21 protein-coding genes are annotated in these 22,859 nt (G+C 75.8%); 11 read left to right on the forward strand and 10 right to left on the reverse strand.

Going from position 1 to position 22,859, the window contains the following annotated elements; genetic code table 11:
• Positions 1-44: 44 nt before the first annotated feature.
• A complete protein-coding gene (locus tag ACFV1L_RS25345) occupies positions 45-629 on the reverse strand; it encodes an EF-hand domain-containing protein (protein ID WP_380369620.1) in 585 nt (194 codons plus the stop codon).
• Between the two features lie 279 nt (positions 630-908).
• On the opposite strand from ACFV1L_RS25345, the gene ACFV1L_RS25350 reads away from it, so the two are divergent.
• The 3 genes from ACFV1L_RS25350 (at position 909) to ACFV1L_RS25360 (ending at position 3,549) form a co-directional block, all read left to right on the forward strand.
• Positions 909-1,409 (forward strand): aegerolysin family protein, encoded by a 501-nt coding sequence (locus ACFV1L_RS25350; RefSeq protein WP_380369623.1) that lies wholly within the window; start codon positions 909-911, stop codon positions 1,407-1,409.
• A 185-nt stretch (positions 1,410-1,594) separates the two neighbouring features.
• Positions 1,595-2,269 (forward strand): peptidylprolyl isomerase, encoded by a 675-nt coding sequence (locus ACFV1L_RS25355; RefSeq protein WP_380369625.1) that lies wholly within the window; start codon positions 1,595-1,597, stop codon positions 2,267-2,269.
• A 221-nt stretch (positions 2,270-2,490) separates the two neighbouring features.
• Positions 2,491-3,549 carry a polysaccharide deacetylase family protein gene (locus ACFV1L_RS25360; RefSeq protein ID WP_380369628.1) on the forward strand — a complete coding sequence of 353 codons (1,059 nt, stop codon included), beginning with the start codon at positions 2,491-2,493 and terminating at the stop codon, positions 3,547-3,549.
• A 52-nt stretch (positions 3,550-3,601) separates the two neighbouring features.
• On the opposite strand, the gene ACFV1L_RS25365 is transcribed toward ACFV1L_RS25360, so the two are convergent.
• Positions 3,602-4,351: a hypothetical protein gene (locus ACFV1L_RS25365; protein ID WP_380369630.1), complete on the reverse strand. Its 750-nt coding sequence runs from the start codon at positions 4,349-4,351 to the stop codon at positions 3,602-3,604.
• Between the two features lie 194 nt (positions 4,352-4,545).
• Between ACFV1L_RS25365 and ACFV1L_RS25370 the strand changes: the two genes are divergently transcribed.
• The 4 genes from ACFV1L_RS25370 (at position 4,546) to ACFV1L_RS25385 (ending at position 8,793) form a co-directional block, all read left to right on the forward strand.
• The gene (locus ACFV1L_RS25370) at positions 4,546-4,893 is read left to right on the forward strand and encodes a PRC-barrel domain containing protein (protein ID WP_380369633.1); all 348 of its coding nucleotides are present in this window, start codon (positions 4,546-4,548) and stop codon (positions 4,891-4,893) included.
• Between the two features lie 124 nt (positions 4,894-5,017).
• Positions 5,018-5,806, forward strand: a complete 789-nt coding sequence (locus ACFV1L_RS25375) for an ABC transporter ATP-binding protein (RefSeq protein ID WP_380369636.1) — start codon at positions 5,018-5,020, stop codon at positions 5,804-5,806.
• A 193-nt stretch (positions 5,807-5,999) separates the two neighbouring features.
• Positions 6,000-7,364: an FtsX-like permease family protein gene (locus ACFV1L_RS25380; RefSeq protein ID WP_380369639.1), complete on the forward strand. Its 1,365-nt coding sequence runs from the start codon at positions 6,000-6,002 to the stop codon at positions 7,362-7,364.
• A 226-nt stretch (positions 7,365-7,590) separates the two neighbouring features.
• Entirely contained in the window at positions 7,591-8,793 is a 1,203-nt protein-coding gene (locus ACFV1L_RS25385; protein WP_380369641.1) for a sensor domain-containing protein, read from the forward strand.
• Between the two features lie 74 nt (positions 8,794-8,867).
• Here ACFV1L_RS25385 and ACFV1L_RS25390 read toward each other — a convergent pair whose 3' ends face one another.
• The 6 genes from ACFV1L_RS25390 to lanKC all read right to left on the reverse strand — a co-directional run bounded on the left by ACFV1L_RS25390 (position 8,868) and on the right by lanKC (position 16,869).
• A complete protein-coding gene (locus ACFV1L_RS25390; protein WP_380369643.1) occupies positions 8,868-9,530 on the reverse strand; it encodes a LuxR C-terminal-related transcriptional regulator in 663 nt (220 codons plus the stop codon).
• Between the two features lie 47 nt (positions 9,531-9,577).
• Positions 9,578-10,372, reverse strand: a complete 795-nt coding sequence (locus tag ACFV1L_RS25395; protein ID WP_380369645.1) for a DUF1206 domain-containing protein — start codon at positions 10,370-10,372, stop codon at positions 9,578-9,580.
• A 70-nt stretch (positions 10,373-10,442) separates the two neighbouring features.
• On the reverse strand, positions 10,443-12,140 hold the full coding sequence (locus ACFV1L_RS25400) for an ATP-binding cassette domain-containing protein (protein ID WP_380369648.1): 1,698 nt from the start codon (positions 12,138-12,140) through the stop codon (positions 10,443-10,445).
• Positions 12,141-12,199: 59 nt separating this feature from the next.
• A complete protein-coding gene (locus ACFV1L_RS25405; protein WP_380369651.1) occupies positions 12,200-13,900 on the reverse strand; it encodes an ATP-binding cassette domain-containing protein in 1,701 nt (566 codons plus the stop codon).
• Between the two features lie 180 nt (positions 13,901-14,080).
• Entirely contained in the window at positions 14,081-14,206 is a 126-nt protein-coding gene (locus ACFV1L_RS25410; protein WP_100584098.1) for a SapB/AmfS family lanthipeptide, read from the reverse strand.
• Between the two features lie 125 nt (positions 14,207-14,331).
• Positions 14,332-16,869 carry a class III lanthionine synthetase LanKC gene (gene lanKC / locus ACFV1L_RS25415; protein ID WP_380369654.1) on the reverse strand — a complete coding sequence of 846 codons (2,538 nt, stop codon included), beginning with the start codon at positions 16,867-16,869 and terminating at the stop codon, positions 14,332-14,334.
• A 681-nt stretch (positions 16,870-17,550) separates the two neighbouring features.
• Here lanKC and ACFV1L_RS25420 point away from each other — a divergent pair.
• Positions 17,551-18,240 carry an SDR family oxidoreductase gene (locus tag ACFV1L_RS25420; protein ID WP_380369657.1) on the forward strand — a complete coding sequence of 230 codons (690 nt, stop codon included), beginning with the start codon at positions 17,551-17,553 and terminating at the stop codon, positions 18,238-18,240.
• A 160-nt stretch (positions 18,241-18,400) separates the two neighbouring features.
• On the forward strand, positions 18,401-19,165 hold the full coding sequence (locus tag ACFV1L_RS25425) for a sporulation protein (RefSeq protein ID WP_380369659.1): 765 nt from the start codon (positions 18,401-18,403) through the stop codon (positions 19,163-19,165).
• A 313-nt stretch (positions 19,166-19,478) separates the two neighbouring features.
• Here ACFV1L_RS25425 and ACFV1L_RS25430 read toward each other — a convergent pair whose 3' ends face one another.
• The gene (locus ACFV1L_RS25430; RefSeq protein WP_380369661.1) at positions 19,479-20,186 is read right to left on the reverse strand and encodes an NUDIX domain-containing protein; all 708 of its coding nucleotides are present in this window, start codon (positions 20,184-20,186) and stop codon (positions 19,479-19,481) included.
• Positions 20,183-20,566, reverse strand: a complete 384-nt coding sequence (locus ACFV1L_RS25435) for a DUF4406 domain-containing protein (protein WP_380369664.1) — start codon at positions 20,564-20,566, stop codon at positions 20,183-20,185. Before ACFV1L_RS25435 ends, ACFV1L_RS25430 begins: the two co-directional genes overlap by 4 nt.
• A 49-nt stretch (positions 20,567-20,615) precedes the next feature.
• On the opposite strand from ACFV1L_RS25435, the gene ACFV1L_RS25440 reads away from it, so the two are divergent.
• On the forward strand, positions 20,616-21,374 hold the full coding sequence (locus ACFV1L_RS25440; protein ID WP_380369666.1) for a DeoR/GlpR family DNA-binding transcription regulator: 759 nt from the start codon (positions 20,616-20,618) through the stop codon (positions 21,372-21,374).
• A 421-nt stretch (positions 21,375-21,795) separates the two neighbouring features.
• On the forward strand, positions 21,796-22,761 hold the full coding sequence (locus tag ACFV1L_RS25445) for an MBL fold metallo-hydrolase (protein ID WP_380369669.1): 966 nt from the start codon (positions 21,796-21,798) through the stop codon (positions 22,759-22,761).
• The last annotated feature ends 98 nt before the right edge of the window (positions 22,762-22,859 follow it).

Raw genomic sequence — 22,859 nt, forward strand, 5'->3', positions numbered from 1 at the left:
GCGGACAGCCGGTGCCGTCCGCGCAGAGGGTATCCGTGAACACCTCAACTCCGACAGCGTTCCGACGAGTTCGCCGACGGCCGGGGCCGCTGCCGAGGGACCGGCCCGCAGAGCAGGTTGCCCGGGTCGGCCGGGTCGTCGCTGATCCAGAACTGCGCCCACAGCAGGGCGAACTCGGACCGGCCGAGGTAGCCGTCGCCGTCGCGGTCGAGCACCTCGAAGACGTCCGCGGTGTCGATCGCCCGGCCGTGCCAGGTGTTGACCAGCCGGCGGTGCTCGGCGTGCGAGATCCGGCCGTCGCCGTCCTCGTCGACCGCGTCGAAGACCGCGTCGGCGGTGGCGTTGACGGCCTCCAGCATGGCCGGCAGCCGGTCGACCATGGCGAGGATCTCGTCCAGGTCCACGTCGCCGTCGTTGTCGCGGTCGGCGGCAGCGGACAGGCGCTCCCACCAACCGAGCACCACTTCGGTGACCCGCCCGGCCAGTTCGGGATCGGCGGCCACCCGGGGGAGACGGTGCCAGCGCTCCGCGAGGTCCTGGAAGTCGTCCCGGTCGAGGCACCCGTTCCGGTCCGTGTCGAACGCCGCGAACATGGTGGTGAGCTTGGCGCGCTGGAACTCGCTGGCCACGGGACGATGCCTCTCTCTCAAGGGTGTGCTGCCGCCATGCTTCTCCTCCTGCGACACCTCCCGCACAGGCGCACCGGGGCGCGACGGCCGTCCCGCCCCGCGCCCGGGGCGCGCACGCGGCGCCCCGCGCGGGTACCCGTCCGGGGCGGCGCCCGGGCCCCGCAAGGGCCGGATGAACACCGCTGTCATTGCCCGTCCATCGGAGGTTTATCCCGACGTCGCACAGTGGTGACACGGCCGGCGGACAGACCGGCCGCCGATACTCCGGGGGGAGAAATCATGGGAACCCGCATCCGCCTCGCCGGCGCGCTGACCGCCGCCGCCGCACTGGCCCTCACGCTGACCGGCACGGCCTCCGCCGCGACCGCCGGGGCGCCCACCGCCGAGGCCGCCAAGCCGGCCCTCGCCAGCGCCGCCCGCAGCACCACCGTCAAGCTGAACAACTGGACCGGCTGCACCCTCACCCGCGAGAACTGGTGGCTCTCGCACGGCATCTGGACCTACGAGCCGCCCGTGCACATCTACGACGGGCAGCAGGGCAGCTGGGCCTCCGAGTCGAACGGCTTCGCCACCGGCACCGAGGGCTACGCCCGGTTCTACGCGGACAACTGCGCCAACCCGCTGCTGAACAGCCGGATCATCCAGGTCCACTGGAACAACCCGTACGTCGGCTCCAACAGCTACGACTCCAGCGGCACCGACCTGAAGTTCTACGTCCCGCAGCCGGCCGGAGGCAGCGGCAACAACGCCACCGCCGAGTTCTCCGCCTGGGGCCGCTGACCGCCCCGCACGACCCGGGAGCGCCCCACTGGGGGGGCGGGGCGCTCCCGCCGTGACGGACCGTCAAGGGGCCGTCAAGGGTGTGACCGCAGCGGTACGGGGTGTGGGCGGGGCCCGAGTGGGCAGGTATGGCAGGTCCCTGATCAACGCCGATGCCCGACCGACTCCACTGGGGAGGCCGCCAGATGAAGACGACCCGCAAGTCCTGGGCGCTGCTCACCGCCCTGTGCACCCTGCCGCTCGCCCTGTCCACCACCGCGGCGGCCGCCGCCGAACCGACGGCCGCCGCGACCGCCGGCACCGGATGCGTGTACTCGCCCGCCGTGCCCGCCGACAACTTCAAGGGCATCCCGGTGTTCGACGCGAAGAAGGCCGCCAAGCCGTACAACGCCGTCCTGCGCACCACCCAGGGGACGATCACCTTCAAGGCGCTCACCGACAAGGCCCCGTGCACCACCTTCTCGTTCCGGTTCCTCGCCGAGAAGGGCTACTTCGACCGCACCCACTGCCACCGCCTCACCACCCAGCGGCTGTACGTGCTGCAGTGCGGCGACCCGACCGGGACCGGCAGCGGCGGCCCCGGCTACTCCTTCCCCGACGAGAACCTCGAAGGGGCGACCTACCCGGCCGGCACCGTGGCGATGGCCAACGCCGGGCCGAACACCAACGGCAGCCAGTTCTTCTTCGTCTGGAAGGACACCAAGCTCTCGCCCCACTACACCCCGTTCGGCCAGGTCACCTCCGGACTCGACGTGCTGCAGAAGATCGCGGCCGGCGGCGAGGACGACCAGAACGCCCCGGGCGACGGCTTCCCGACCCTCCGGGTCGACTTCCGCAAGGTCTCCATCGCCAGCCGCTGACCCGTCGACAGGCCGGCCCGCCACGCATCCCGCGGCGGGCCCCCGCCGCCGCCGCGCCGAAACGTTCCGCCCGGCGAGCGGGACCTGACGGCCCGTCCACCTGCGGCTCGGCCACCCGCCCGGGCCCCGGCGGCCCCTCCGGGACTTGACGGCCGTGGACCCGTCCGAAAGGCTCCCGAGCGGTCTCGCGGCGGCAGGCCGCGACCGGCGGGAGGGGCAGGATGCGCTACTCGGGAATCGCCTGGACCGGCACCGGCTACGAGGTCGCCGTACTCGACGAGGACGGCCGCCCCGCCGCCCCGCCGGCCCGCTTCGACGCCGGGCCGGTAGCCGCCGTCACCGGCCACTTGCTGCGCCTGCAACGGGAGTTCGCGGCGGCCGGGGAGAGCCTGCTGACGGTGATCGACTCCACCAACGGCGTGCTCGACGGCGGCCTGATCGGCGCCGGACTGGCCGTCTGCCGGGCCGACCCGTGGGTGCTGCCGCCCCGCTCCGGATTCGGCTCCGTCCCGGCCGAGGAACTGGCCCTGGCAGCGGTCCGCGACCCGGCCGCCGTGTTCCGGCTGAGCGCCGCGACCGGCACGCTCGGCGGCCGCGACACGCAGCCGGCCGGCGACCCCGACGCCCTGGCCCAGCTGCACCGGGCCGGCCGCTGCCTGTCCGCCGGGGACCGCCGACGCCCCGTGGTCGCGCTCACCTTCGACGACGGCCCCCACCCGCCGTACACCGGCCGGATCCTCGACGTCCTCGACCGGTACGCCGTCCCCGCCACGTTCTTCTGCGTCGGCCTGCACGCCCTCGCGCACCCCGCCGAACTCGAACGGATCGCCGCAGCCGGCCACCAGATCGCCAACCACTCCTGGTCCCACCCCTACCTGCCCGACCTCAGCCCCGGCGAGCTGCTCGCCCAACTCGCCCGCACCGACGAGGCGATCGACACGGTGGTCGGCACGGCGGCCGGGGCCGCGGGCAGGGCGGGCCACGGCCGACGGATGTTCCGGCCCCCGTACGGCTCGCACACTCCCGACATGCTGCGCCGGCTCACCGAGAGCGGGGACACCGTGGTGCTGTGGGACGTCGAAGCGTCGGACTGGACGCTCCCCGGCACCGAAGCGATCACCCGCGCCCTCCTCGACCGGTCCCGCCCCGGATCGGTGATCCTGTTGCACGACGGCGGCGGCGACCGCTCGCAGACCGCCGAGGCGCTGCCCGGCGTGATCGAGGGCCTGCTCGCCCGGGGCTACGGATTCGCCCGGGTCGACGCCATGCCCCGGGCCTGACCCGCCGTCACCCAGGAGATGGGGCAGACCTGGCCGGGGCGGCGGTGCGGGCTCAGTGCAGGGCGCCCACCGCGCGGGCGATCACCAGCAGCGAAGTGATCAGCGCGGCGACGCTCTGCACGCTCATCAGGACCTTGGCGCGGGTGGACAGCGGCATGGTGTCCGTCGGGCTGAACGCCGTCGAGTTGGTCACCGACACGTACAGGTAGTCGATCAGGGACGGCGCCCAGTCGCTGGACCGGCTGGAGCCGTCGGCGACCTCCTCCACCGCGTCGTGGTTCTCGTCCTGGGAGAACCGGAAGTCCGCCAACGGCAGCTCCGACCGCGGCAGCTGGGTGCGCACCACCGGGCCGCCGCGGTCCAGCTCCCAGAACGCCAGGCCGAACACGACGATGTCGGTCGCCCACACCTGCAACGCCGCGACCAGCAGCGAACCGCCGTCGTCCAGCCCGCCCGCCACCATCCGGTGCACGAGCAGCCCCAGCGCCGCCAGGTTGCTCACGCCGATCAGCGCCACCAGACCGAGCGACAGCACCCGGGACCACCGGTTCTGCCGGGTCATCCGGTGCGGGTTCACCGCCACCAGCGGCACCAGCAGCAGCACCTCCAGAGCCGGCAGCACGTAGCGCGGGGCGACCAGCAACGCGTCCGGCAGCGCCAGGTACAGCAGGATCGCCACCAGCGTCGCCACCATCGCCGGCAGCCGGGCCTCCCCGCGCCGCTCGTGCCGCGGATGACGCCGCAGCACCGACGCCCGCCGGGCGTTCGGGGCCCGGCCGTCCGGGGCCGTCGTCGCACTCATCCGCCATCCTCCCTGCCGGTGGTCACTGCCCGTCGGCTGCCCCCGCCGGCGGCGTCCACTCCCACGCCCGTGCCGCTGCGCGCTTCGGGACGATTTCCGCAGAAAAGTTCCGCTGCGGCGGCATGCCCCCGGCCGTCCGGGGCAGTCGAGGGCCGTACCACGAACACGGAACTCCGTTCCCCGAGGAGGCAGTTGTGACCAGCGGAATGTGGGACTACGACAAGGCCGAGGGCTGGGCCCCGGGCACCGACCTGACCGGCTACCGGGTGGAGGCCGAGGACGGCCACATCGGCAAGGTCGACAAGCACACCGAAGAGGTCGACAGCGCGCACATCGTGGTCGACACCGGCCCGTGGATCTTCGGGCAGGAGGTGCTGCTCCCCGCCGGGACCATCCGCCGGGTCGACACCGCCGAACGCACCGTCTGGGTCAACCGCACCAAGGACGAGGTGAAGAACTCGCCCGCGTACGACCGCGACCGGCACACCGGCGACCCCGACTACCGGCGCGCCATCGGCGGCTACTACGGCGGAGTCGTCTGACCCGCACACCCCCCGGCCCGCACCCCCGACCCGCCCGCGCGGGCCGGGGGTGCGGTTTTCCGAACCCGGAGAACGGGTGCTGGCACGGGCGAAACCGCAGGCGCCCGCGACGCACGATGAAGACATGAACAGCGTCACGAGTACCGAAGCGGAGTTCGCCGCCCGGGGCGAGGGCCTGCACCGCAGCTACCGGCGCGGCGGCAGCGACGTCCCCGTCCTGCGCGGCGTCACGGTCGAGTTCCGGCCGGGGACGTTCACCGCCGTGATGGGCCCCTCCGGATCCGGCAAGACCACCCTGCTGCACTGCCTGGCCGGCATGGACCGCCCCGACCGCGGCCAGGTCTGGTGGGGCCCCACCGCCGTCCACGGGCTGCCCGAACGCCGCCTCGCCCGGCTGCGCCGCGCCCACATCGGCTTCGTCTTCCAGGCGTTCAACCTGATGCCCGGCATGACCGCCGCCCAGAACGTCGAACTCCCCGGCCGGATGGCCGGCCGCCGCCCCGACCGCGCCGCCGTCCGCGACGCCCTCGCCCGGGTCGGACTGGCCGGCCGCGAACGCCAACGCCCCGCCCAGCTCTCCGGCGGCCAACAGCAGCGCGTCGCCATCGCCCGCGCCCTCGTCACCCGCCCCCGGGTGCTGTTCGCCGACGAGCCCACCGGCGCCCTCGACCGCACCACCGGCACCCAGATCCTGCGCCTGCTCCGCGACGGCGTCGACCACGACGGCGGCACCTGCGTCATGGTCACCCACGACCCGGCCGCCGCCGCGTACGCCGACCGCGTCCTGCTCCTCACCGACGGCCGCCTCGTCGACGAACTCCACCACCCGACGGCCCGTCAGGTCGCCGAAGCCCTCGCCCACGCGAGCGGACCGATCGACGGCGGGGACGGGACCGGGGGTGGAGCCCGATGAGTGCGGTGTTCGCTGCGGGCGGGCTGCGGTGGGTCGGGGTTCGCCGTCGGACGGGTCGTCAGGTGGTCGGAGCCCTCGGTGGTGCGGGTGGTCCGGTCGCCGTGGAGTACGGGAGGCGGGGTGCGGTGTCTGCTGCGGGCGGGCTGCGGTGCGTCGGGCTTCGCCAGGACGCCCTCGCGGGGGGTGAGGTGCGATGAGTCTCGTGCTCGCTGTGCGGCAGTTGCAGCGGCGGCCCGCCGGGTTCGCCGGGCTGGCCGCCGCGTTGCTGCTCGCCGTTGCCACCGTCACCGCGCTCGGATCGCTGCTCGGTGCCGAGCACGGTGTGCCCGCCGCCGAGCGCCGCGAGATCCGGGGGCCCGGCCTCGGGCTGATCGCCGGGGCGTTCGGCGAGATCACCGTGCTGGTGGCGTTCTTCGTCGCCCTCAACACCCTCGGGTTCGCGCTCCGCCACCAGTACCGCGACCTCGCGCTGCTGCGCACCGTCGCCGCCACGCCCCGGCAGATCCGTCGACTGCTGCGCGTGCAGGCCGGGTTGACGGTGCTGCTGGTCGCGCTGCCCGGCGCACTGCTCGGCGGGGCCGGCGCCCGCACTTTCCTCGCCGCACTGCAGCACCGCGCGATGGCCGCCCCGCACGCCCGCGTCACCGGAGTCGTGCCCGCCGCGCTGGTGGCCACCGCCGTCACCCTGCTGGTCGCCACCGCCGCCGCATCCCTTACCGCCCGGCACGTCACCGCGCCCACCCCGGCCGCCGCGCTGGCCGACAGTTCGGGACCGGACCCGCGTCCCGGCGTCCTCCGGCTGCTCGCCGCGACCGCCGCCCTCGCCGGCGGCGCCGCGCTGCTCCGCCTGGCCGCCACCCGCCCGCCCGCCGACGTCGACCAGGCCGCCCAGGCCACCCTGCTGGCAACTCTGGTCCTGCTGACCGCCGTTGCGCTGGCCGGCCCGCTGCTCGCCCCGCTCGCCGCCGCCCCGCTGGGCCGCGTCCTGCGCACCCTGCTGCCCGGCACCGGCTGGCAGGCCGACGCCAACCTGCGCGGCTACGCCCGCCGGCTCGCCTCCGCCGTCGTACCGATCGCCCTGCTGACCGGGCTGTCCGCCACCATGGCCACCATGACCGGCACGGCTCTGCGTGCCGCCGCCGGACCGCCCGACGGCGCCACCTCCGCCACCGACAGCTGGCTGCGCCAGGCCGAACTCGGCCTGCTCGGCTCGTTCGGCGCGATCGCCACCCTCACCACCCTGGTCGCCCTCACCGGCGAACGGCGCCGCGAGTTCGCCCTGCTACGGCTGCTCGGCGCGACCCGCGCCCACGTCCTGCGGGTGCTCGCCCTCGAAGCCGCGCTCACCGCCGCGCTCGGCCTGCTCCTCGGCGGCCTGGTCACCGCCGCCACCACCGCCGCGTTCGCCACCGCCGCGACCGGCAGCCCCGTCCCGACCGTGCCGATCGCCGCCTGCGGGTGGATCGCGGCCGCCGCCGGCCTGCTCACCGTCCCCACCGTGCTGGCGGCCGCCGCCACCGCGATGCGCCGGCCCCCGGCGGCCCTCGCGGGACGGTGACGGGCCGTCAGGAGAGAATGATCACCGGTGCGGGCGAAGGCGGGAGCGAGCGGCGGTACGGCCCGGCCCGGCCGCCGTGGCGGGGCGGTGACGGGTCGGCGGGAGAAAGGACCGAACGCGCGGGGAGTGGTGCGGCCCGGTGATCCCGCGTTCCGTGTCGGCCCCTGGCGGGGCGGTGACGGGCCGTCAGGGGAGAATGATCACCGGTGCGGGTGAAGGAGAAGGCGTGCGGCGGTGGTGGACGGTACGGGCCGGTGATGCGGCCTTCCTGCTGGTCGGGTTGCCGATGGCCCTGCTCGGCGGGGCGTACGCGCTGGCCGCGCTGTACGCCGGGGTGCTGCTCTCGCTGACGGTCGTCGGGCTGCCCGTCACCGCGCTCGCCCTGGCCGGCGCCCGCGAACTCGGCCGCACGCACCGGTGGCTGACGGCGCGTCTGCTCGACGAGACCGTCCCCGCGCCCCGGCCCGCCGCCCGGCCGCGCGGCCTCGCCGCCCGGATCAGGGCCGCCCTCACCGACACCGTCGCGTGGCGCACCCTCGGCTACCTGCTGCTGCGGCTGCCGCTCGGCGTCCTCGGCCTGGCAGCCCTGCTGCTGCCGGCGGCCTGCGGCTGGCTGCTCGGCTTCCCGCTCTGGCTGCGCCTGCTGGAACAGGGCCCGCACCCCGCAAGCCCGTTGGACGTCGCCGCCCCCCTGCTCGGCGTCGCCCTGCTCGCCCTCGCCCCGCCGCTGATCCGGCTGGCCGCCGACGCCAACCGGTGGCTCGGCCGCCACCTGCTCGGCCCGGCCCGCGACCAGCAGCGCGTCCAGGACCTCGAAGCCGCCCGGCACACCCTGCTCACCGCCGGGACCGAACGCCTCCGCGCCCTGGAACGCGACCTCCACGACGGCACCCAGGCCCGCCTGGTCGCGCTCGCCATCACCCTCACCCTCGCCGAGGACACCCTCACCCCCGCCACCGACCCCCGCCTGCGCAGCCTGCTCGACCGCGCCCGCAGCCAGACCGACGAGACCATCGCCGAACTCCGCGCCCTCACCCAGGGCCTGCGCCCCACCGGCCTGGACGCGGGCCTGACCGAGGCGCTGCCCGCCCTCGCGGCCGGCTGCGCGGTCCCCGTCGACGTCCGCACCGACCTGCCGCACCGCCCGGACGAGCCCGTCGAACAGGCCCTCTGGTACTGCGCCGCCGAACTCCTCACCAACATCAGCCGGCACAGCGGCGCGCACACCGCGACCCTCACTCTCACCGGCACCGCCACCCGCGTCCGCCTCACCGTCCACGACGACGGTCGCGGCACCGCCGGCAGCATCCCCGGCCACGGCCTGCACGGCCTCGCCGACCGCCTCGCCGCCGTCGACGGCACGCTCCGGATCAGCAGCCCGCCGGGCGGCCCGACGACCGTGACGGCCGAACTCCCCCTGAGGCTCTGACGACAGGGCCGACGCCCCGACGCCCCCGGGCCGTCCGGGCGCGCGGTCGTGCCGTCGAGGTTCCTGACCGGCCGTCAGGCCGTCTCCGCGAGGTACGCCAGCACCGCCAGCACCCGCCGGTTGTCCGACGGGGAGGCGTGCAGGTCGAACTTGGTGAAGACCGAGGCGACGTGCTTCTCCACCGCCCGTTCGGAGACCGAGAGCCGCTGGGCGACGGCACGGTTGGAGCGGCCCTCCGCCATCAGGGCCAGAACCTCGCGTTCACGGGGCGTCAGCTCGTCGACCGCGGTGCGGCGGCGGGCGCGCATCAGGTGGGTGACGACCTCCGGGTCGAGCGCGGTGCCGCCCGAGGCGACGCGGTGCAGGGCGTCGACGAACTCCGACGTGCGGGAGACCCGTTCCTTCAACAGGTAGCCGAGGCCCGCCGCACCGTCGGCCAGCAGGCGGGCCACCCAGGACGTCTCCAGGTGCTGGGAGAACACCAGGACCCCGACGTCCGGCCAGTCCTGCCGGATCCGCAGCGCCGCCCGCACCCCCTCGTCGGTGCGGGTGGGCGGCATCCGGACGTCGACCACGGCGGCCTGCGGGCGGTGCTCGGCCACCGCCGCGAGCAGGTCCTCGCCGGTGGCGACCGCCGCCGCCACCTCCAGGCCGCGTGCCGTCAGCAGCTCCGCCAGGCCGTCCCGGAGGATCGCCGAGTCCTCCGCCAGTACCACCCGAAGCCGCTCACCAGTCATCCGATCATTGTGGCGCACCGGCCCCGGGCCGCCGCCCCGACGGGCCGTCACAGCCGCCGCCACCGCGCGCTGAACAAGGAGAACGCACCGAACAGCAGCAGGCCGGCGGCCACCGCGACCAGCAGCCACGGCCCCGGACCGCTCGCGGCGAACGCCCGCAGCGTGTCGTCCATCCCCTTCGCCCGCCCCGGATCGAACCGGACCGCCGCCACCACCACGAACGCGCCCGCCCCCGCGAAGACCGCGCCCCGCGCCAGGTTGCCCGCAACACCGGTGGCCGTCACCGCCGTCCGGGTCCGCGGACGCATCGCCGCGGTGTCCAGCTTGCGCAGGAACCGCCGCTGCACCGCGCGCACCGCGACGCCGACCCCCACCCCCAGCAGGGCCAGCCCCGCCGCCCCCACCAGGAACCGGCCGCCCGGCAGGCGCAGCGCCGCAGCCGTCCAGTCCCGGGACGCGGCGTCACCGCCCTCGCCGCTCCGGCCGCCCGCCGCGCTGACGGCCGTCCCCCAGCACACGAAGCCGTAGAACCCGGCCCGCGCCGCCGACACCGCCCGGCCGCCCGCACCCCGGACCCCCGCCCCGCCGACCGCCGCCGCCCAGGCCCGCCACAGCGCCATCCCCGCGAACCCCGCCGCCAGCACCCACAGCAGGACCGAACCGAACGGCTGCTCGGCGACCCGCTGCACCGCCCCCTGCCGGTCGGCCTCCTCCCCGCCCCGGCCGAACGCGATCCCCAGCGCCAGCGCCCCGACCAGCAGGTACACCGCACCGCGCGCCACGAACCCGGCACGGCCCGCCGCCCGCACCGACCCGTCCGCGTACGACTTCCGCACCGTCATTCCTCCGCCCTCCGGCCCTGTGACGGCGGCCGTCTGCCCGGCATCCGCGTCCGCATGCCCGGGAGGCCGGTCAACGCGGGCGGCGGCCGAGGGACCGGTCGGCGCTGTCGAGGCGCAGGACGCGGTCCGCGCGTTCGGCCTGCGCCGGGCGGTGGGTGACGACGAGCAGCGCGCCCGGGCGGGCCCGGAACGCCCGGTCGACGCGGAGTTCGGCGGCCGCGTCCAGGTGGCTGGTCGCCTCGTCGAGGATGGCCAGCGGGGCCGGATCGAGGTACGCGCGGACCAAGGCGACGAGTTGGCGCTCGCCGGGGGAGAGGACGGCCGGGCCGACGGCGGCACCCAGCCCGCCGTGACGGTCCGTCAGGACGTCCGCGCCGAGGTCGGACAGGGCCTCGCGGAGCCTCCCGGCGGGCACCTCCCGGTGCGGCCAGGCCAGGTTCTCGGCGAGCGTCCCGGAGAACAGGTACGGCTCCTGCGGCAGGAACACCCGGCGGGCGGCGCGGGCGGCCGGCGAGAGCCGTTCGGCGGGCAGCCCCGACAGCAGGACCCGACCGCGGTCCGGACGCAGCAGCCCGGCGGCGACCGCCGCGAGCGTGGACTTCCCGGCGCCGGACGGCCCCACCACGGCGAGGCTCTCGCCGTCCCGGAGCACCAGGTCGACGTCGCGGAGCACCGGACGGGCACCCACGCCCCACGCGTAGTCGACGCCGCGCAGCTCCAACGCGGGAGCACGGGTCCGCCGCTGCGCGGGGACCGGCGGCAGCTCCCCGGCGGGCTCCTCGGCCGGGCCGGCGGCAGCCGTCCCGGCCAGCCGCTCGGCCGCGACGGACAGCCGGAGCCAGGACGGGCCGAGACCCTGGACGACCAGGCGCAGCGCCGGCTCCAGGGTGCCCAGCAGGTACGCGAGGGCGCCGAGCAGCGCACCGGGCGTCAGCCCCTGCCGCAGCAGCGCCGGGGCACTCAGCGTCAGCACCGCCAGCGGCCCGTGGACGCCGAGCGCGACCAGCAGGTGCCGGACCGCCGCCAGCCGGGCCAGCCCCCGGCCCGCCGCCTCGTTCGCCGCGACATCGGCGAGCACCCGCTCCACCGCGAGCCGCTCCGCCCCGCAGGCGGTCAGGTCGCGCAGCGCCGTCACGGTGTGCAGGGCGGAGGCGGTGAGCTCCTCCTCGGTGACGAACAACTCGCGCTGGCGGCGGGCCGTCCGGGGCGTGAGCGCCGCGAACGCGGCGAACGCCAGGAGCAGCGGCGCGCAGACCGGGACGAGAGCGCCCGGCGCGAGCGCGGCGGTGCCCGCCACCACCGCGAACAGGGTCAGCGCCAGGTGCGACACCAGCAGCAACTGCCCGGCCAGACTGTCCCGCACCGCCTCCACCTGCCGGGTGATCCGGGCCACCGCGACCGCCGCCGTGTCCGGATCCGGCCGCGTCGCCGCCGTCTGCCGCAACGCCCCGTCCGCCGTCGCCCGCAGCAGCCGGTCCCGGGCCGGCTCCACGATCCGGGCCAGCGGACGGTAGGCGTTCCGCGTCCCCCACGCGGAGACCGCTGCCGCGACGGAGAACACTCCCAGCCACACCCAGCCGGTCCGCAGCTGGTGGGCGAGGAAGCCGCGGTCGACCGCGAGGGCCAGCGCCTTGCCGGAGAGCGCCGCGGGCGCGGCCGACAGCACCGTCCAGGCGGCCAGCCGGGCGAGCTGCGGAAGGCTCCCGGCCAACGCGTCGCGCAGCAGCACGAGGCCGGCGTGCGGTGCGGTGGGCCGAGTGGGTGTCATGGGGTGCTCCGCGCCGGGTCGGTGGTGAGTGCGGGTCGGGGGCGGGTGGTGGGTGTTTGTCATGGGGTGTGGCCGGTCGGGGCGGTGGTGAAGAGGGCGCGGTAGGCGGGGGAGGACCACAGGGCGTGGTGGGGGGCGGTCTCGCGGACGCGGCCGCGGTCGAGCCAGACGACGAGATCGGCGGCGGCGGCCAGGGCCGCGCTGCGGGTGGCGCACAGGCGGGTGGCGGGGTGGGCGCGCAGGGCGGCCAGCACGGCGGTCTCGGCGGGCGGGTCCAGACTCGCGGTGGCGTGGTCCAGGACGAGCAGCCGGGTGCCGCCCCGGCAGAGGGCCCGGGCCAGGCCGACCCGCTGGCGTTCGCCGCCCGAGAACGGCGCGTCCGCCGGCGGCGTGCGGTAGCCGGACGGCAGGCGGCGCAGGAAGCCGTCCGCACCCACGGCCCGCGCGGCGGCCACCCGTTCCGCCTCGCCGACGTCGTCCCGACCGAGCGCCAGCGCCTCCGCGACCGTCCGGCCGTACAGCACCGGATCGGCGAACGCCACCGCGACGGCCGCCCGCAACTGCCGGGGGCGGACCGTGGCGAGCCCGGCGCCGTCCAGCCGCACCTCGCCCCGCTCGGGCCGGAGCAGGCCGGCGGCCAGCGCGGCGACGGCCGAGGCCGCGGCGTCGTCCGCACCGACCACCGCGACCCAGGAACCGGCCGGCACCGTCAGGTCCAGGCGCTCCAGCAGCGGGCCCCCGGAACCGCCGACCAGCACGCCACGGAACTCCAACCGCCCGTTGCCGGCCGGGAGTCGAGACGTTCCGGGGACGGCCGGCGGGGCCGCCAGCAGCTCGGTGACCCGGACGGCGGCGGCGCGCGCCCGGGCCAGGTCCAGCAGGCTCTGGGCCGCGCCGAAGCCGCCCAGCCCGACCGTGCTGTAGGCCATCGCCGCGGCCAGACCCCCCGCGGACAGCCGCCCCGCCGCGAGCTCCGCGCCCGCCGCCGCCAGCACCGCGACCTGCGTCGCCGGCGCCAACAGCCCGACCTTCCAGGCGGTTTCGCGCTGGCTGCGCCACAGCCCGTGACCGTGCCGGGACAGGCCGGGCAGCGGCCGCAGCACCCGGGTGAGTTCGGCGGACCGGGCGCCCGCGGCGGCGATCGACGCACTGCCGTGCAGCGCCTCCACCAGCCGGGAGGCGATCTCGGACTGCGCGGCCAAGTAGGCCTCGCCGTGCCCGGCCGTCCGGCCGACCTGACGGCGGATCAGCAGCCAGCCGGCCGGTGCCGCGACCAGGAACGCCAGCGCCGGACGAGGCGACAGCAGGAACAGGCCCGCCACCGCCCCCGCCGAGGTGAGCAGTTGGGACACCGTGTGCACCACGGCCGGGCCGGCCAGCGCGGCCTGCGGGGCGCTCCCGGTCAGCCGGGCCGCCAGGTCGCCCGCCGTCGGGCCGGCGGAGGCCGGCCCGGCCGCGCCGATCCGCCGAACCATCGCCGAACGCAGCGCCGCGGCCACCGCGGCCGCCCCGCCGGGCGACACGTACTGCGCGGTGGCCTGGGCGGCCGCCGTGAGGGCGACCAGGACCAGCAGCGGAACCCCCGCGGCCGGCCCGGCACCCGCCAGCGTCCGGTCGACGGCCCGGGCGAGCGTCCCGGGCAGCAGCAGCGTGCAGGCGGTGCCGGCGGCGACGGACAGGGCGAGGGTGAGCGTCCACGGCCGCCGGAGGGCCAGAACGGTCCGCAACGGCGAGACGTGGGCGGGCGGGGTGCTGGGCACGAGGGGCTCCCGGTGTGGTGCGCGGTGCGGACGGGGGCCGGCGGGGGAGGCGCCGGAGCAGCCGGAGGCCAGGAGCGAGAGCGGGATCAGCAGGAGCAGGGCGAGGGGGGGGGGGGGGGGGGGGGGGGCGGCCGGGAGGGGCGGGCGGTGGGGGGGGGGGCGCACGGCCGGCCGGGGTGCTCAGAGGCAGAGCAGGGTGCTGACGGTGCTGTTGGTGCAGTTCACGACGCTCAGGGAGCTGAGGACCGAGCGGTACTCGGTGGTCTCCTCGGGGGTCTCCAGCGCCTGCAGGTCGAGGATCGCCATGACAGTCTCCTTACGGGACTCGGGTGGTGCTGGTGCTTCCGGCGGTCGCCGGAACTCGTGGGGCGGCATGACCCGGCCGCGACGGGCGGGGGAGCGGGCCGCCGAGGCCCGCGTCCGGGGGCGGTTCAGCTGTCGGCCGGCCAGAACGGCATCGGCGGGGTGCGGTCGTACACCGAGGCCAGCGCCGTCAGCACACCGGCGGTGCCGGTCGCCAGGTCCATCGACAGCCGCAGCAGCTGCTCGCCCGGGAAGGCCGGGCGGCCCCGGTACGGCAGCACGTGCCAGGCCAGGCGGCGGACGTGACGGTCGATCAGGTCGTCGTCCGGCCCGGCGTCCAGGGCCAGCAGCGCGATCAGGCCGGCCCGGCCGTTGAACAGGCCCGGCTGCACGATGAACTCCGGCTCGGCGGCGGCCCGGACCAGCGCCAGCCGCTCGGCCAGCTCCGGGTCCGGCCGGTGCCGCAGCAGGACGTGGCCGACCGCGGCGATGCCCGCGCTCCCGGACTCCAGGTACGGCAGCACCCGGCTGCCGTCGTCCACCTGGAGGGTGCCGTCCTCGGCGACCACGCACCGGTCGAGGTCCCGGTCCAGGGCGGCCCGGGCGAGGTCCAGCAGGCCCGGGTCGGCGCACTCCTCGAACAGGCGCAGCAGCAGCAGCGCGGTGCCGCTCGCCCCGTGCAGCAGGCCGGGCCGGGCGAGGGACGGCGCGGGACCGCCCAGGCGGAGGGCGGCCACGGCCCGGTCCGCACTGTCGGCCGCCGCGGCCAGCAGGCCGCGGTCGCCGGTGGCCCGGGCGAAGTGCAGGCGGGCCAGGCCGACGCCCGCCAGCCCCGCCGACAGGTCCGGGCCGGCGCCCTGCGCGTCGTCCTTGTCGAGGCGGCGCAGCAGTTCGAGGGCGGGCTCGCGGTGCCCCAGGCGGTCCAGCACCCACGCGGTGCCGTGCGCGCCGACGAACAGCCCGGGACGGACCGGCTGCCGCTCCACCGCGTCCAGCAGCCAGCGCACGTGCCGCGGATCGACCTCCGCGCCGACCGCGTGCAGCGCCCACAGGACACCGGCCGCGCCGTAGGACAGGCCCAGGCCGTCATGGGTGAACTGGGCGGGGTCGCCCGGGAACAGCCGGTCGGCGCGGTCGGGAGTGGCACTCGCGGCGACCGCCGCCACCAGCCCGTTCCGCAGTGCGGGCCAGCCGCCCGGGCCGTCGCCGAACAGGCCCTCCACGGCGGCCAGTTGCGCCTGCTCGTGGGCGTGCTGCGGGGCACGGTCGGGCTCCGTCGCGTCGTGCTCCGGCAGGTACCCGTCCGGCAGTTCGAAGCGCTTGCGGGCCGACCGGGCCAGGGCCGCGCCCTTCGCCGGGTGAAGCACCGTCAGCGGCAGCAGCGGCAGGAACGCCCACAGGCGCAGGGCCCGCAGGGCGTGCTCGTCCACCGCGAAGCCGGTCAGCCCGGCCGGCGCCGCGAACCCGGCCGCCCCCAGCGCCGGACGGACGAACTCCTCCACCGGCGAGGCGAGTTCGAAGTCGACGAAGACCACCGAGCCGTCCTCGCGGACGATCAGGTTGCGCGGGTGCAGGTCGCCGAAGACGATGCCGCGGCCGTGGATGGCGCGCAGCGCCCGCTCCACCGCGTCAAGCACGGCCGTCGCCTCCGTGCGGTAGGCGGCCACCGCCGCCTCGTCCGCGTCCGGATGCACCAGCGGGAAGCGGCGGCCGAACCAGTGGTGCAGCCCCTCGCCCTCCACGTACTCCTGCACCAGGAACCGGTGCTCCCACGCCGTGAACTCGCCGAGCACGGCCGGCACCGCGTCCAGGCCGGCGAGCGCCTCCAACGTCCGCCGCTCGCGCGCCAACCGCTGCACGGCGTCCTCACCGCGCTGGTCCAGCCCCGCGTACGGGCGGCCCTCCTTCAGGACGACCCGCTCGCCGCCGCCCACCGGCCGCGCCAGGTAGATGCCGCCGCCGTTGGAGAAGTGCAGCGCCCGCTCCACCGTGTACGGGAACTCGCCGACACTGCTGCGGCCCGCACCCGCCACCGCCTCCGCCAGCACCGCCGGCACCGGGGCCCACTCCGGCAGCTCGAACGCCGCCCGCCGCACGTCCGGCCGCAACACCCCCGACGGCTCGCGCAGCGCCAGCACCAACTCGCCCTCCGCGTTGCGGCACCACTGCTCGGTGAACGCCCCGTACCGCAGGTACAGCGGGCCGCTCCGCCAGCGCAGGTCGCTCAGCACGTACGGGCCGGGCGCGCCCGCCAACGCCTCGTCCAGGTCGGTGAGACATCGCTCCAACTGCGCCTCGTCGGCCGGGTACAGCGTCATGAACTTCCCGCTGGAGCCGCGCGAGGCGTACTTGGCGTTCTGCGTCTGCACCAGCGCCGGACTGCGCAGGAACTTGAACGCCACCCCGTGCTCGAAGCAGTGCGCACGCACCACGTCCAGGATCCACGGCGCGTTGTCCAGGCAGGCCGACACGTGGACCTTCCAGCCCTGCTCCGGCAGCGGCGGCTCGACGGGCCGGTAGCCCACCCACACCTCGCGGAGGCTGCGCACCCAGCCGGCGGGTGCGGCCTCGGTGGCCGCCGGGAACTCGTCGCGGGCCGCCCACTGGACCGGGGAGTCGTAGAAGACCGGATCGGCGTAGGAGTACGCCTCGTAGCGCATGTCCATCGGATCGCTCCATGGCGCGTCGCGGGGGAGGGGGATGGGGTCCGTGCGGCGGACGGCGCGGAGCCGGAGCACGGCACGGGAGAGCCGGGCCGGAGCAGCGCGGACGGAGCCGGAGCGGCGCGGCACGGGGGACGGCTGAGCCGGACCGATTGTGAGATCGGCTGACTGCCACCGAGAGTCTGCAAGGGCCGGCGCGGCCCTCGAAAGGGCCTCTGCGAGGGTTGGCCGGAATCTGCGGGCGCACACCGGGAGCACGCCGCGCCGCGCCCGGCGCTCCCTTTACCCCCGCTTTTCCTGACGGTCCGCCGGTCCCGGCGCCGGCCCGCAGCCGCCCCTCGCGGCACCCGGCCAGCGACGATTCCCCCGCGCCGCCGGCCCGCCGCCGCACGCGGCGTCCCCGCCGCCCCGGGGTCGCGCCTCGGCACAACGTCGGAGCGCACGAGTCCGGTTGCCGAGCCTCCGCCCGGCACCCGCTGTCCGGTACCCGACCGGCGCGCCACGGGTGGTGAGGGCGTACTCCCACCACCGTGCGCGCCCACTGCCCCGGGCATCGTCCCAGCTACGCGCCCCCGGCGTGCTTGCCGTCACGCGCGCCCCACCTTGTTCGCCGCGCCCCCGCCGGGGCCCGGAAATTCCGATTGTCGGTCTTCCGGAACGCCCGACCCGGGTAGCAACCCCCGCATGGCGACACACTTCCTCACCGGCGCCGGCTCCGGAATCGGCGCGGCCACCGCCGAACTCCTCACCGCCCGCGGCGACCGGCTCTGGCTGCTGGCCCGCGACGAACCCACCGCCGGCCGGCTGCGCGAACAGTTCCCCACCTGCCGCACCGTCGTCGCGGACCTCGCCCAACCCGCCGCCCTGGCCGCGGCGATCGGCGGCCCGGACGCCCCGGCCCGGCTCGACTCCCTGCTGCACGTCGCAGGCGTCGCCGACTGGGGCCCGGTCGGCGACAGCGACCACGAACTGTGGGACCGCACCCTCACCGTCAACCTGCTCGCCCCCGCCGAACTCACCCGCCTGCTGCTGCCCGCGCTGCGCGCCGCCCAGGGCCACGTCGTCTTCGTGAACTCCGGCGCCGGGCTGCACGCCCCGCCCGGCCTCGGCGCGTACGCGGCCTCCAAGTTCGCCCTCAAGGCCCTCGCCGAATCCCTCCGCGCCGAGGAGCACCCCCACCGGGTCCGCGTCACCACCGTCTACCCCGGAGAGGTCGACACCCCCATGCAGCGCCGCCTGCACGCCCGCTTCCAACTCGACTTCGACCCGAGCGTCTGCCTGACCCCGCAGTCCGTCGCCGCCGCGCTCGCCACCGTCCTCGACCACCCCCACGACGGAACGGTGAGCGACCTGATGCTCCGGCCCGGGGGCTGACGGCGACCGCGGAGCGCCCCGACGCCTGGTGACGCCGGGCCCTCGGACGGTCCTGACGGGTGGTCAGAGCCGTCCGCGGGCGACCTCCCTCCGGAGGCAAAGCGCAGGCAAAGTACGATCGGTGCGCTCGCGTTCCCGACTCTGTGAGGAGTGTCCCCGGATGGTGTTCAAGCGGCTTCTCGGCGCCCTGGGCATCGGCGGACCCACCGTCGACACCGTGCTGTCCACGCCGACCGTCCAGCCCGGAGGCACCGTGCACGGCCAGGTCAACCTGGTCGGCGGCGACCGCGACGCCGAGATCAACGGCATCACGCTCTGCCTGGCCGCCCGGGTCGAGGTCGAACACGAGGACGGCGAGAGCCACACCGTCCAGGAGTTCGCCCGCGTCCAGGTCTGCGGCCCGCTGCGGCTGGCCGCCGGCGAGAAGCGCGCCGTCCCGTTCGCGTTCCCCGTGCCCTGGGAGACCCCGCTGACCGCCATCGGCGGCCACCACCTGGCGGGCATGGCCCTCGGCGTCCGCACCGACGTGGACATCGCCGGCCAGCTGGACCGCGGCGACACCGACCCCCTCGCCGTCGAGCCCCTGCCCGTCCAGCAGCGGGTCCTGGAGGCGCTGGCGGCACTCGGCTTCCACTTCCACCGCGCCGACCTGGAAGCCGGCCGCATCCACGGCACCGGCCAGACCCTGCCCTTCTACCAGGAGATCGAGTACAAGGCGGCGCCGCAGTTCGCCCACCGCTGCAACGAGATCGAACTCTCCTTCGTCACCTCCCCCCACCAGGTCGAGGTGGTCCTGGAGTTCGACAAGCGCGGCCTCTTCCACAGCGGCGACTCCGTCCGCACCTTCGCCCTCGACCACGCCAGCGGCCAGTACGACCTGACCGGCACGGTGGACGGCTGGATCCGGGGCGCGCTCGGCCACTGACGGCCACTCACCGGCCTGCGGGCGCGGCGAGGCCGAGGGCACCGGGCGGGCCGGGAGCAGGGACTGACGGAGCGCCATGCGGTCGGGGCCCCGGAAGCCGAGTCGTTCGGCGAGGACCGGGGGCCGGACCCGGAGCCGACCCTCGCCCTCGGACGGAAGCACCAAGGCCTCCGCTTCGCCGTCGGCCGCCGGCCCGCCCGTGTTCGGCAGCGCGTTCCCCAGAGTGAGGCTGCACCCGTCGCGTGTCCGGGCCTCACCGCGGCCACGGGGACGACGCGGGCGATCGCGGGCAGCCCGCTCTCCCGGGAGGGCGTCAGCCGGGTGTGGCCGACCGCCGGGCGCGGCCGAGGCCGAGAGCGGCGCCGGCGAAGGGCCCGTCCAGGGCGGCCCATTGCAGCAGCATGATGGTCTTGCCGTCGGTGATGCGCCCGTCGCGGACCATGGCGAGGGCTTCGGTGAAGGGCACTTCGAGCACTTCGATGTCCTCGCCGTCGTCTTCGAGTCCGCCGCCCTCCGCGGTGCGGTCGGCCGGGGTGTAGGGGCCGGCGTAGAAGTGCAGGCGCTCGGTGACGGAGCCGGGGCTCATGTAGGCGTCGAGGACGTGGGTGAGCGGTCCGAGGGCGACGCCGAGCTCCTCGGCGCTCTCCCGCCGGACGGCGGCGAGCGGGTCGTCCCCGTCGAGCAGTCCGGCCGCAGCCTCGATGAGCATGCCGTCCGGATGGTCGTTGACGTAGGCCGGGTACCGGAACTGACGGGTGAGCAGCACGCGGCCGCGTTCGGCGTCGTAGGGCAGGACGACCGCCCCGTTGCCGCGGTCGTAGGTCTCGCGCTGCTGGGTGGTCCAGCGTCCGTCCCGGCGCCGGTAGTCGAAGGTGGTGCGGCGCAGGACGTGCCAGCCCTGCGAGGTGAGCTCCACGTCGCGGACCACGACGTCGGGGTTGCGGTCCAGGTCCCGGCCTGCCCGGTCCAGGCCGGTGCGGCCGCGGTGGTCGGGGGTGTCGGTCCCGGGGAGGGGAGTCACGCGGCCTCCTGCGGGGCACGGTGCGGGATCTCGTCCACGTGGTGGTAGACGGGCAGGCCGCGGCGACGGGCGATGGCGACGTCCTGGTCGGCTCCGGCGGAGTCGCCGGGGAGCCGGAGCACGGCGTCGCAGTGGGTGAGCAGGCGTTCCGCGGTCGGGTAGAGGACCTGGTCGGCGAGCGGGTCGGTGAGGCCCGCACCAGCGGAGCGGAGCACGGGCAGGGCGATCCACTCCGCGATCACCGGGACGTGGCCGGCGGCGAACACCGGCCAGGCCGCCGCTTCGAGGCGGGCGAGGTTCGCGGCCATGGCACGGGGGTCGCCGTCGGTTCCGGAGCGGTACGGGCCGGCGATGAGGACGAGCATCGGTTTCGCGGTCATGGCGCGCTACGATACACGCACAAACGTGCAAGAACAGGAGAGAATACGGATGCTGGCTGCCGAGAGACGCGACCACCTGCTGGACCTGCTCGCCCGCGAGGGCAAGATCGTCGCCAAGGACGTCGCCGCCGACCTGGGCATCTCCGAGGACAGCGTCCGCCGCGACCTGCGCGACCTCGCCGCCGAAGGACTGTGCCAGCGCGTCTACGGCGGTGCCCTGCCCGTCTCCCCGGCCGTCGCGGACTACGCCGCCCGCCAGACCCTCTCCCCGGACGGGAAGCGGCAGGTCGCCGCGGCCGCCGCCGCACTCGTCCGGCCCGGCAGCGCCCTGATCCTGGACGGCGGCACCACGGCGCAGGCCGTCGCTCGCGCCCTCCCCCCGGACCTGGCCTGCACGGTGATCACCCACAGCCCGACGATCGCGGCCGCGCTGCTCGACCACCCCCGGGCGGAGGTCTTCCTCCTCGGTGGCCGCCTCTTCAAGCACTCGGCGGTGACCTGCGGAGCCGCAGCGGTCGAGGCCGCCCAGAACGTCTCGGCCGAGCTGTGCCTCCTCGGCGTCACCGGCGTCCACCCCGAAGCCGGATTGACCACCGGAGACGCGGAAGAGGCGGCGATGAAACGCGCCCTGGCGGCGCGGGCGGCGGACACCTACATCCTGGCGTCGGCCGAGAAGATCGGCACCGCCTCCCGGTTCCGCGTCCTGCCCTGGGAGGACATCAGCGGACTGATCACCGACGCCGACCCCCGCCACCCCGTCCTCGAACAACTCGCGGCCCGCGGCGTGGGCATCCTGCCGGCCGGCTGACAGCCCCGGCGCGAACCCGCCCCGCAAGGGCGGCCGGACCGCCTCGTTCGGGGGTCGTGGCTCCGTTCAAGCAGCAGCGCGGGGCAGCAACCAGGGGCGGGGCTACAGCCGGGCTGCTGGACGAAAAGCTCTATCAGGAACCGTGGAACTGACCTCCGTCGGACGGTTCTTCCCAGGCAGAGGCCCGCCAGCGTGCGTGCATCCGCGGCCTGCGCCCGAACAGCAGCACCGGGATCACCTGCCCCAGACGCAGCGCCCACGGGACCACCGTGCACGTCCGGCGAGACGCCGTCCTGCCGACGCACCCCACTCGCCACCGACCGCCGCGCCGCCGTGGGCGCGAAAGCTCTCGCCGGAAGGAAGTTGATGTTGCGTCAGCTCGGTCGGAACCGGCGCGGGCAGCGTGATCGTCTGCCCACGTATGAATGACAACACGTGGGGACGACGAGGACTTCTTCGGACGGCAGTCGCCGGAGCCGCCCTCCTGCCGGTCGCCGGCGCCGGGCTCGGGGCGGCCGCCGCCCCGGCCTCGGCGACCGAGACCGGAACGGACGGCGCGGGCGGCGAGACCGTCTACACCTGGCTGGGCACCACCGGCTGGCGGATCGAGGGCAACGGCAAGACCGTCCTGTTCGACCCCTATCTGACGCGCTACCCGACCAACGGCTTCGACCCGGCGACCGAGCTGAAGACCAACACCGAGCTGGTGGACCGTCACATCGGCAAGCCGGACCTGGTGCTGGTCAGCCACACCCACTGGGACCACTTCAACGACGTCCCGCACATCGCCAAGGACCGGGGCGTCCGCGTGGTCGGAACCGCCACCACCTGCTTCCTGCTCCAGGCGATGGGCGTGAAGCCGTCGCAGCTGATCGTGGTGAAGGGCGGCGAGTACCTGGACTTCGGCGGATTCACCGTCCGGGTGGCGGCCAGCCTGCACAGCCGCAACGGCCGGCACCAGTACTGGGTGCCCGGCACCCTCACCGCCCCGCCCGCCACCGTGCCCACCACCATCGGCGAACTGCCGGAGGGCGACACCCTCGCCTTCCAGGTCAAGCTCGGTGACGGACCGTCGGCCCTGCTGACCGGCGCCGCCGACTTCGTCGAACAGAACTACGCCGGCCTCAAGCCGGACATCGCCATGATCTCCACGGAGAGCACCAAGCACAGCGTCCACCGCTACGTGCCGCGCATCCTCAAGGCACTCGACCACCCCCGCACCGTCATTCCCGTGCACTGGGACGTGTTCGAAACCCCGCTCACCGAACCGGCCGTCCAGGACACCTCCATGGACCTGGACGGCCTGATCAACCAGACCCGGGCGCTGTCCCCGCAGTCCCGCGTCCTCCTCCCCGCCCACCTGGCCCCGCTGCGCCTGCGCGCCTGACCCGCCGCGCCCGGGCCCGCGCCCGCCGGCCGCATACCACCGCCCGGGGGGCCGGGCCCCCCCCCCCGCAGCGCGCCACCACCACCCGGAGCGCCCCG

Source organism: Kitasatospora sp. NPDC059646 (genome assembly GCF_042734615.1).
GTDB lineage: Bacteria > Actinomycetota > Actinomycetes > Streptomycetales > Streptomycetaceae > Kitasatospora.